The 1,921-nt window shown below is 73.3% G+C and carries 1 protein-coding gene; it reads right to left on the bottom strand.

What is annotated here, in order from left to right:
* Nucleotides 1-1,838: type I polyketide synthase (locus ACSNN7_RS28855; RefSeq protein ID WP_436684203.1), on the bottom strand; the 1,838-nt coding region annotated here is incomplete at its 3' end.
* Nucleotides 1,839-1,921 lie beyond the last annotated feature (83 nt).

Raw genomic sequence — 1,921 nt, 5'->3', positions numbered from 1 at the left:
AACTGCTCCGGCGACGACACCCCACCCGGGAACCGACACGCCATCCCCACGATCGCGACCGGCTCATCGGCGGCGACAGTGGGCGCGCTCGATGTGGGTGCGGAGGTCAGGTGCCCCGCATCGACGGCCAGTTCGGCGTCGAGGTGACGGACCACGTCTCCCGGGGTGGGGTGGTCGAAGACGAGGGTGGTGGGCAGCCGCAGCCCGGTGGCCGCCTTGAGCTGGTTGCGCAGTTCCACCGCGGTCAGCGAGTCGAAGCCGAGTTCCTGGAACGACCGGTCGGGTGCGATGCGGTCGGCTCCCGTGTGCCCCAGCACCGTCGCCACCTGCCCGAAGACCAGCTCGCGCAGCACCTGGTTGCGCTCGGTGGGTGGCAGTCCCGACAGCCGTCGAGCCAGTGGGATCCCGGCGGCCGCGGTGGCCGACCGTCGCGCCGGCGGGAGCAGGCTCTTCACCAGGGGCGGCAGGGCCTCTTCCCGCCCGCGCAGGGCCGGTAGGTCCCACCGGGTCACGGCGAGCACCGCGGCATCCGTACGCAGTGCGGCGTCGAAGAGCCGCATGGCGTCGGGAGTCGTCAGCGGCAGCAGACCGTAGCGGGCGACCCGCTTCAGGTCGGTTTCGCCGAGGTGTCCGCTGATGCCGGTGGCCTGCTCCCACAGCCCCCAGGCCAGCGACACGCCTGGCAGCCCGCAGGCCCGGCGGTGGTGCGCGAGCGCGTCCAGGAAGGCGTTGCCGCCGGCGTAGTTGGCCTGGCCGGCGGTGCCGAGCAGACCGGCGATCGATGAGTAGACGACGAACGCGGACAGCTCCATGCCCCGGGTCAGTTCGTGCAGGTGCCACGCGGCGTCCACCTTCGGCCGCAGTACCGCGCTGAGCTGCTCCGGGGTCAGGGCCTCGACCGTGGCGTCATCGAGCACCCCGGCGGTGTGCACCACCGCCGTCAGCGGATGCTCGGCCGGGATCTGGGCCAGGGCGCCGGCCAGTGCGTCGCGATCCGACACGTCGCAGGCCACCAGGGCGACCTCTGCTCCGAGCGCGGCGAGTTCCGCCCGCAGCTCCGCCGCGCCGGGCGCCTGTGGGCCCCGCCGGCTGGTCAGCAGCAGCCGGCTGACGCCGTGAGCGGTCACCAGGTGTCGGGCGACCACGGCACCCAGGGCACCCGTGCCACCGGTGACCAGCACCGTACCCCGGTCGTCCCATTGGCCGCCTGCTGGCTCGTCGGGCACGGTGGCCCTGGCCAGGCGGGGCGCCAGGACCCGACCGGCGCGTACCGTCAGTTGGGGCTCCCCGGCAGTCACCGCTGCGGCGACAGCCGCCACCGGTACCGGCCAGGCGTCGACGTCCACGAGTGCGAAACGGTCGGGATGTTCGGTCTGGGCTGCCCGCACCAGGCCCCACACACCGGCGTGGACCAGATCCACCACGTCCTGTGCGTCGACCCCGACGGCGCGTCTGGTCGCCAGCACGAGACGGGTACCGGCCAGCCGGTCGTCGGCGAGCCACTGCCTCAGCAGGTGCAGTGTCTCGGTGAGCGCGTCGCGGACGGCGGTCGGCACGTCGGTGGTCGCCTCGCCGGCGCCGTCGAGCGGAAGGACCACCGCTGCCGGTGGGGGTGCCGTGGCGAGCAGGGCGTCCACGGCCTCGATCGGCGTCGGCGTCGACGACGGCAGGAGTACCCAGTCCGACGGCTCGGCGTCGTGGCCGACCCGTAGGTCGGTCCACCGCACTTCCGTGAGGCCATCGCCGATCGGGTCGGCCTGCCGCAACGTCTCGGCGGCAAGCGGTCGCAGGAGCAGGGAGTCGACCCGCGCCACCGGCACGTCCCACTCATCAGCCACCGACACCGACACCGTCAACGAATCACCATCACCAGAGCCCGGCTGCAACCACACCCGAAGCGCCGACGCCCCGGACCCGCCAA

It is taken from the genome of Micromonospora sp. URMC 105 (assembly GCF_051386295.1).
Classification (GTDB): Bacteria; Actinomycetota; Actinomycetes; order Mycobacteriales; family Micromonosporaceae; genus Micromonospora.
Note: the sequence above shows the minus strand (reverse complement) of the source record. Positions and strands in the feature narration are given on the sequence as shown.